General features: G+C 43.2%; 7 protein-coding genes. 6 read left to right on the top strand and 1 reads right to left on the bottom strand.

The genetic code is table 11. The features are described 5' to 3' along the window. Positions 1-557 precede the first annotated feature (557 nt). Positions 558-1,856 (bottom strand): ABC transporter substrate-binding protein, encoded by a 1,299-nt coding sequence (locus VE944_RS30935; protein WP_324986651.1) that lies wholly within the window; start codon positions 1,854-1,856, stop codon positions 558-560. Positions 1,857-2,010: 154 nt separating this feature from the next. Between VE944_RS30935 and pilM the strand changes: the two genes are divergently transcribed. The 6 genes from pilM (at position 2,011) to VE944_RS30905 (ending at position 7,561) form a co-directional block, all read left to right on the top strand. Then, positions 2,011-3,117, top strand: a complete 1,107-nt coding sequence (pilM, locus tag VE944_RS30930) for a type IV pilus biogenesis protein PilM (protein ID WP_324986648.1) — start codon at positions 2,011-2,013, stop codon at positions 3,115-3,117. A 4-nt stretch (positions 3,118-3,121) separates the two neighbouring features. After that, positions 3,122-3,898 (top strand): PilN domain-containing protein, encoded by a 777-nt coding sequence (locus VE944_RS30925; protein ID WP_324986645.1) that lies wholly within the window; start codon positions 3,122-3,124, stop codon positions 3,896-3,898. Continuing rightward, entirely contained in the window at positions 3,895-4,674 is a 780-nt protein-coding gene (locus tag VE944_RS30920) for a pilus assembly protein PilO (protein ID WP_324986642.1), read from the top strand. The genes VE944_RS30925 and VE944_RS30920 overlap by 4 nt, the downstream gene beginning before the upstream one ends. A gap of 13 nt (positions 4,675-4,687) precedes the next feature. Next, positions 4,688-4,834 (top strand): hypothetical protein, encoded by a 147-nt coding sequence (locus VE944_RS30915; RefSeq protein WP_324986638.1) that lies wholly within the window; start codon positions 4,688-4,690, stop codon positions 4,832-4,834. A gap of 15 nt (positions 4,835-4,849) precedes the next feature. After that, complete coding sequence (locus VE944_RS30910) at positions 4,850-7,162, top strand: AMIN domain-containing protein (RefSeq protein WP_324986635.1); 2,313 nt, start codon at positions 4,850-4,852, stop codon at positions 7,160-7,162. A 162-nt stretch (positions 7,163-7,324) separates the two neighbouring features. After that, the gene (locus tag VE944_RS30905) at positions 7,325-7,561 is read left to right on the top strand and encodes a hypothetical protein (protein WP_324986632.1); all 237 of its coding nucleotides are present in this window, start codon (positions 7,325-7,327) and stop codon (positions 7,559-7,561) included. Positions 7,562-7,772: the final 211 nt, after the last annotated feature.

Genomic DNA, 7,772 nt, shown 5'->3' with positions numbered 1-7,772 from the left:
AGAGCCTTTGTACAGGAAGCGATCGCCAGATTTTTTCCTAATAACAAATACAAGACCAATTTTTTTCTAATAGTATAGCTTGTATTGATTGCCTCATGGGGGTTCTAGCGATCGCCCTCCCGGAGAGTGACAGAAGAGGGTTACAGCACTTCCAGCAGCTATGAGGTACATCCTCAAAGCTGAAAGCTATGATAGGAAAGGGGCAAGAGGAAAACTGTATTGCATAATAGCCGGAAGCGCTGTAAGAGTTCCCAAGGTGATCAAATTATCCTGGATAAAACTACGTTCTCGAATAGAAGCAATACACAATAAGGCACAGCATTGCTGTGCCCTTACGAAAGATATGGTTTTTAAGCTTGATTCATATTTAGTATTTCTTGTCAATGCGTAATATCATGTCCGCATAAATAGTTATGAGTTATGCTAACCACAGCCCCAGCCCCGCAAGCGGGGAGGGGAGACAAAGCGTAGCTTTGGCGGGGTGGGGTTCTTCGGATTTAATAACCAATCAAGCGGACATGATATAAGTCCTAATTTTGTGGTTATATCTCCTAACTCTACCTTTGATCCCACTCCTGCGCCGCATCTTCTACAGCTTTATCTACAGTCTTCTGCCCTAACATTGCTGCTTGCAAGTTTTCGTAAACTGCCTTTTGCAGTTTTTTGGAATCCTTCAAAGTAGGAGTTAATATTTCTGCCTGTTGCAGTTGTTGGGCAGTGATAACCCGTGCTTTTTCTACTGTTGAAGCATTAGCTGGAACATCTTTAAAGTAACTATCAGATAATGCTTTGACTGTAGAAGGTAGGACATTTGCAGCTTTAGCAAAAGCTAACTGATTTTCGTCATTAGTGACGAATAAAGCAAACTTAACAGAAGCGTCTGGTTGTTTACTATCACGGGGAATAACCATATTCATCACGGCGACATTTTTCTTACCTGTGTCGCCAGTGAGTTGAGGTGCTATTCCCGAAGCTTGAGCAATTTTCGGGGCATTATTAGCGATCGTTTTCAGAAACTCTGGCCCAGAAGCTAGAAACGCAGTCTCTCCAGATTGGTATAAATCGATCGCGTGGCGATGTCCTTGCGTCAAAGCTTCTTTAGGAAGTAACCCTTTTTTATACAAGTCTACCCAATACTGAAACGCAGCCTTACCTGGTGCTGAATTAAACGCCGCTTTCCCCTCAGCATCTATTAAAGTAACTCCCATTTGCACGAAAGATTCCAGCACTTCACCAGAATCTTGCGGTACGAAAGTTACAAAAAAGGCATATTTGCCAGTTTTATCTTTAATTTGTTGCGCTGCTTGTGCCAATTCTGCGTAGGTTGCAGGTGGTTTATTGATACCTGCCTGTTTTAATAAATCGGTGTTATAAATGGTTAGCCGTGTGGTGAGATACCAGGGAATCCCAAAACTCTTGCCATTAAGCGTACAAGATTCCCAGATATTCGGTAGATAGGAGGAACGTACATCGTTTGGGACTTTCGCATCTAAATCTAACCAGGCATTTCGTCCCGCAAGTTGGGAAGCAAAACCCGGATTTAGGTTAACTACATCAGGTGGCGTTTTTGCTGAGACAGCTGTTAAAATTTTGTTCTCCATCGCCGCCCACGGTACATCAACCCAGTTAATCTTTATACCTGGATTTTGCGATTCAAAATTTGCAATTAGGTTTTTGAAGTAGTCGGTAAATTGAGGTTGGAGTTGCATCGTCCAAAACTCAATAGTTGCCGCCCCTGAAGTAGCCTGTTTTGTACCTGTACCAACATTACTTGTGCTACAACTTACAATCCAACTGGTTAATAAGCCAATTAGTGTAAAAGCAACAAGTTGTTTAAATTTTCGCAATTGAATCATTTTCCCAGTATTTTTACGCTTGCTCAGTGTGAAAAGCTTAGATCAGAATTGTCGAGATTATAGGCTAAATAAATTACCCGTAGAGACGTAATATATTACGCCTCTACCCACAACAAATTTAAATTTTCAATGTAGCAGTCCATCGGGCACAAATGTGGTAAAAAGCTTCAAAAGTCTGTTTGGCAAATCAAAAAAAGGGGTCGGCATTGAACTTGCTCCCGAACGGGTGAATGTAGTTCAGCTACGCAAGCAGGGTCAAGGCTTGAAGCTAGAAACCTTTACATCGGTAGCAGTTCCAGAAGGCGTAGTTATCGATGGTCAAATCACCGACCCCGCAGCAATGGCGCAATTAATCCAGCAGGCGCTAGCTGAGAGCAAAATCAAAACTTCTCGCGTTGCCACTGGTGTACCAGGGCGAGATTCCATCGTTCGGATTATACCAGTGCCAGCAGAGTTAGATGATAAAGAACTGCGAGAAATGGTGCTGAACCATGAAGCAGGTTTATATTTACCCTATCCTCGTGAAGAGGCTGATGTAGATTATCAGAAACTTGGGTACTTTCAAGATGAGGATGGCATTGAAAAAGTACACGTACTTCTAGTTGCCACCCGTAAGGAGATAACGGATACCTATATCAGTACATTCGAGCAGGCAGGATTACAAATCGATGTTTTAGAAATTAACAGTTTTGCTCTGATTCGGACTATTCGTGAGCAATTGCGACAATTTGGGCCGCAAGAAGCAGCAGTACTAGTTGATATAGAGTTCGACAGTACAGAAATTGCCATCATCGTTAACGGAGTGCCGCAATTTTCGCGCACAGTCCCAATTGGGACTTATCAAATGCAAACTGCCTTAGCAAGGGCAATGAGCTTACCCACATCACGAGATATGGAACTGTTACACGGAATGGTAATTCCCCAAACATCTCTAGACGGCGTAAAAACTGGGGTTACTGAAATCAATCCTGGTATGGCAGCCATATTAAGAGTATTGGGAGAACTAACTGATGAACTGCGCCGTTCCATCGATTTTTACCTCAATCAAAGTGAAAATTTGGAGGTAGCGCAGATTATATTAGCTGGCCCAGGAGGTGGACTCCAACAGCTAGATGAATTCTTTACCCAACGATTGAGCTTGCCAACTACCCAAATAGATCCAATCGTAGCTCTGTCCTTGGAAGTTGACACTGATAAATATCCACAGGTGGAACGCTCTGGCTTGGCGATCGCACTTGGTCTAGGAATGCGGGAGGTGTAACAAAATGTACAGCTTAGATGTTAACTTTCTTAAAGATCGCCCAGCATACCAGAAAAAGCCTGAGAGATCGGGAAGAATATCCCTAAAGTTTCCTACAGGGGATTTAACACTACTGTATGCCGGAGTTGCAGTAGGTGTGGTTCTTCCAGCTTTATTGGGAATTGGTTGGTGGGTGTTGCAAGGGAAGATTGTTGAATTAGATGGTCAAATCGCACAACTAGACCAAGAAAGCAAGAGGTTAGATACAGAAATAGGAAATATTAATAAAATCAAAGAAGAGACGAAGGCAGTTAAAGGGGAAACCCAAGCTTTAGTCACTGTATTTGATCAAATTCGACCTTGGTCAGCAATGCTGCAAGATTTGCGCGATCGCATTCCAGCAGCAGTGCAAATTAAGACCATCAAGCAAACGCCACCCATTCCGGCTGCGGAAGGGAAGCCAGCAAGCAATCCTGCTGGGGGGTTAGAAATTACCGGATTGGCTCGTTCTTTTAACGACGTCAATGATTTTTTATTGAGTCTACAACAGTCTCAATTCTTGAAGTCCACAGAAAGCAGAATTCTGACGGCAACGTTAGTAGATGCTCCCTTACCACCAGGTATAGGTCAACCTGCTAATGGTGTAACAATTAAGCCGCCACAAGTAGTTGAATACACTATTCAATCGAGTATGAACGATGTTCCAGCTTCGGAATTAATCCGGGAGTTGGAAAAAAAAGGCACAGTGGGGTTAGTGACTCGAATTCGTAGTATCCAACAAACAGGAGTCATTTCAAAATGACGCTGAGTGATGATTTAAATTTTGGCGAACAAGGTGGGGAATTCGATCAGGCAACGCCAACATCCCCCGTGCTATTTGGTATTGCCTTCACACCAAAAATTATTGGCATATTGGTGGGGGTAATTGGTTTAGCAGGAGCAGGTTATATATTTTTAAACCTGCTGATGCCAGCTTGGGAAATCTATCAGCAACAGCAAGCTAAAAGCTCTGAACTACAAGGACAAGTTGAGCAAAAAAAAGCCAGTATCAAAGAGATTGGCAAAGTTAAAGACGAGCTAGCACAGGCAAAACAGCAAAAAGTTCAGGTTTTAGGTTTATTCGCTAACGAAAAAAGCTTAGATACATTGCTGTTGGATCTGAACCGTTTAATTGAGTCTGGCAGTACTCCAACTTCTGTTAATGCAGTGAGAGCCAAATTGAAGAAATTTGTGCCAGTTTCCCAAAAACCAGAACCAGTTACCGATGGAACTCTAGGGCTACAGGTTGACGGTAAGCTGCAACGCAGCAATATCAATGCCGAAATTACGGGAACTTATGAGCAAACACAATCGATAATGCGTAACATTGAGCGTTTACAGCCTTTGTTAATAGTTAAAGATTATCAAGCAACTTTGGCTCCAGTAGAGTCAAAATCCGCATTGGATAAAACGCCGGTGCAGGTTGGGCCAGCAGCTATTAATACATCATTCCAGTTACAGGTATTGATGCCACTTACTCCAGAAGAAATAGCCGCAGCCGCAGCCGCAGCCGCAGCTAAAGCTGCCCCGAAAAAGTAGTTAGGAGTTAGAGATGCGATTAATCGCGTCTGTACAGGAGTTAGAAGCAGAGACGCGATTAATCGCGTCTGTACAGGAATTACGAGTTATTATTCCTAACTATTCACTCCTCATTCCTAACTCCAACTTCTCAGAATTGTTTGTAAACAAGGTTTTATAAAGTGAGGAATGAACTGTGAAACAGCTTCACGGTAATAGTTTTATATTAGGTACTGCCGCTTTTGTATTTTTGGCAGCTCAACCAGTTTGGGCACAAATTAGTCAAATTACTAATGTCCAGTTAAATCCAGTTAATGGTGGAATTAGCGTTGCTTTGAAAACTTCTTCAGGGTCGCGCCCCCAAGTTTTCACTACAAAAAGAGGCAACGCTTTAGTCGCAGATATTATCAATACTCAATTACGATTACCACAAGGTAATAGCTTTCGTCAAGATAACCCAGCACCAGGAATTGCATCTGTTGAGGTTAATCAGCTTGATGCCAATAGCATTCGGGTGACGGTAACGGGTAGCAACAATACGCCTAATAGTCAACCTGTGGTGCGATCGCAAAATGGAATTACACTCAGCTTTAGCCCATCGTCAGGCACTATAGCATCAACACCAACGCCAACAGCCCAAACTTTCACAGCACCGCCTGCTACGACTCCAGCCCAACCTGGTCAAAAGCCAGATGTCCTCGTTCCTAACCCGGAAGTCACCATTGACGGACAACCTGCACTACCTGCTGGGCCAGGTCAACCTGTGAGTCAGGCTCCACCTTTCTTACCTAGAGCCGTCGCCCCACCCGTAGGAGATATTGCTATTTCTAATACTGATGCTTCTCCTAGCACTATTGACTTAGGAACTCAGGAACGTGTACCGCGTTTAGTGCTGCGAGATGCGCCGGTGCGTGAGGTTTTGTCATTGCTTGCCCGTGCTGCTAATTTGAACTTGGCTTATATCGGAGGTGAGCAAGGTACTGGTGCTGCTGCTGGTACTGCTGCTAATGCACCAGCAAGCTCTCAAACAATCTCCCTAGATATAGAAAACGAACCAGTCCAAGATGTGTTTAACTACGTCTTGCGCCTGAGTGGTTTGGAAGCTAACCGCAGTAATCGCACGGTTTTTGTTGGACCTAAACTACCTAATTCCACCCGTGATATGGTTATGCGTAGCCTGCGACTGAATCAGGTAACGGTGGGAGTTGCCCTGAACTTTTTAGTAGGCTTGGGGGCAGAAAGTGCTGTCAGCCGAGAACGACAAGTTACCAGTGTTAATGCTGTACCTGTTGGGGCTGGAGCTACGCCTATCACCCAAACTCAGACAACCACAGAAACCAGAGTTGAAACTCAACGCGTTGATTTTAAAGACTCTAACCCTTTACTTAGAGGTTTACAAGCATTAGGAGACGAGCGCACAAATTCTCTAACCTTGATTGGCCCTCCCAGAGTAGTTGAGATGGCGATGGGTCAACTAACTCAGCTTGATATTCGCCGTCGTCAAGTGGTAGTCAACGTCAAGATTATTGATGTTAATCTTCTGAATACCCAGGACTACAATACTAGCTTTTCCTTTGGGGTTGGTAACAACTACTTTACTAGTGATGGCGGTGCAGCATCTCTCAATTTTGGCGGTTCCAGACCAGCTACTAGCGCTGAAGCATCAACCAGTGTGACTAGTACGCCAGTCATCCAGAATCCCATAACGGGAGAAACATTTTTGGATGTCCAAAATAATAGTGTACAGTCCGCAAGAGCTAGTTTAGGCGATCCGCTGCAACCTGGTGTTACGGCCTTCACTCCAGGAACAGGTACAACTCCCTCTCAATCTACATTCGCTCTCCCAACTTTATTCCAGTTCCCTAAGCGTCTTCTCGCTAACTTGCAAGCTCAGATTACAAATGGCAACGCCAAGATTTTGACAGACCCGACGTTAATTGTACAAGAAGGCCAAACCGCTAATGTCAACCTGACTCAGGAAGTGGTAGGTAATATTGTAAGGGAAATAGTTCGTGATGCAAATCTTGCTACAGAGACGATTTCAGCGGAAAAAGACCGAGTAGGTTTAACCCTAGCTGTTAAAGTTGAACGAATTGACGACAATGGTTTTGTCTCTCTATCGGTAGCTCCCGTTGTCAAAGCACCACAAGCTCCAGCTACTATCAACGTTGGAGGAGGCGGTAGCCAACAAATATTCTTGGTATCGGAGCGTTCTCTTAATTCTGGCTCGATTCGCTTGAGAGATGGTCAGACACTGATTCTCTCAGGCATTATTCAAGACACAGACCGGACAACTATCTCCAAAATTCCCATTTTGGGTGATCTTCCATTAATTGGTTCGCTATTTAGAAGTACAAACAGACAGAACCAGCGTAATGAGGTAATTGTATTACTCACACCTCAAATTATGGATGATACAGAGAACTCCTCTTACGGCTATAATTACACCCCTAGCCCAGATGTGCGACAAATCCTTGAGCGTCGGGGGTTGAAAGTTCCGGCGAGGTAATAAAGATAATGAGCACGTAAGTTACCTCTGGCAAAGGCTCATATCCCCGACTTCTTTAAGAAGTCGGGGATGTTCTTGTTCACGAGTAGGATTAAGTTTAAATGTCATTCTAGAATAAAAATACCCAATCACAATAGAAGTAACAATAGTGGGTAAATACTAATGAGTCCAGAACAAGAGTTATTAACAAAGTGGCGTTCTCTTCCAAGAGACAAACAAGAGGAAGTTTTAGATTTTGTTGAATTTCTTAGTTTGAAAAACTCTGCAAATAAAATCCCATTGGGAGAACGTTTGCAGCAAATTCGTACTAAGATTGTTGCTTCCGGTAAACATTTGTTAAATTACTTTTTTGCCTTTGAGAACGTGTTACCATATCTATTAATTCTACCTGCACAATGACACAAGTTGAAACTAGACTGTTTTCAACCTCAACAAGGCGATTTAATATATTGAGATTACCTAAAATAGTTAGACTACAGTGATTTGTATCGATTAGGTACATTATTCAAAAGGATTATCTTCATTAAACTCTGCTTGACTACGGCTAGCAATTACTAGCTTCAGACACTCCTCTAAGTCATCACCTTCCCAAGTACCTATAGTTTTCAAA

Source organism: Nostoc sp., from assembly GCF_035638895.1.
GTDB lineage: Bacteria > Cyanobacteriota > Cyanobacteriia > Cyanobacteriales > Nostocaceae > Nostoc.
Note: the sequence above shows the minus strand (reverse complement) of the source record. Positions and strands in the feature narration are given on the sequence as shown.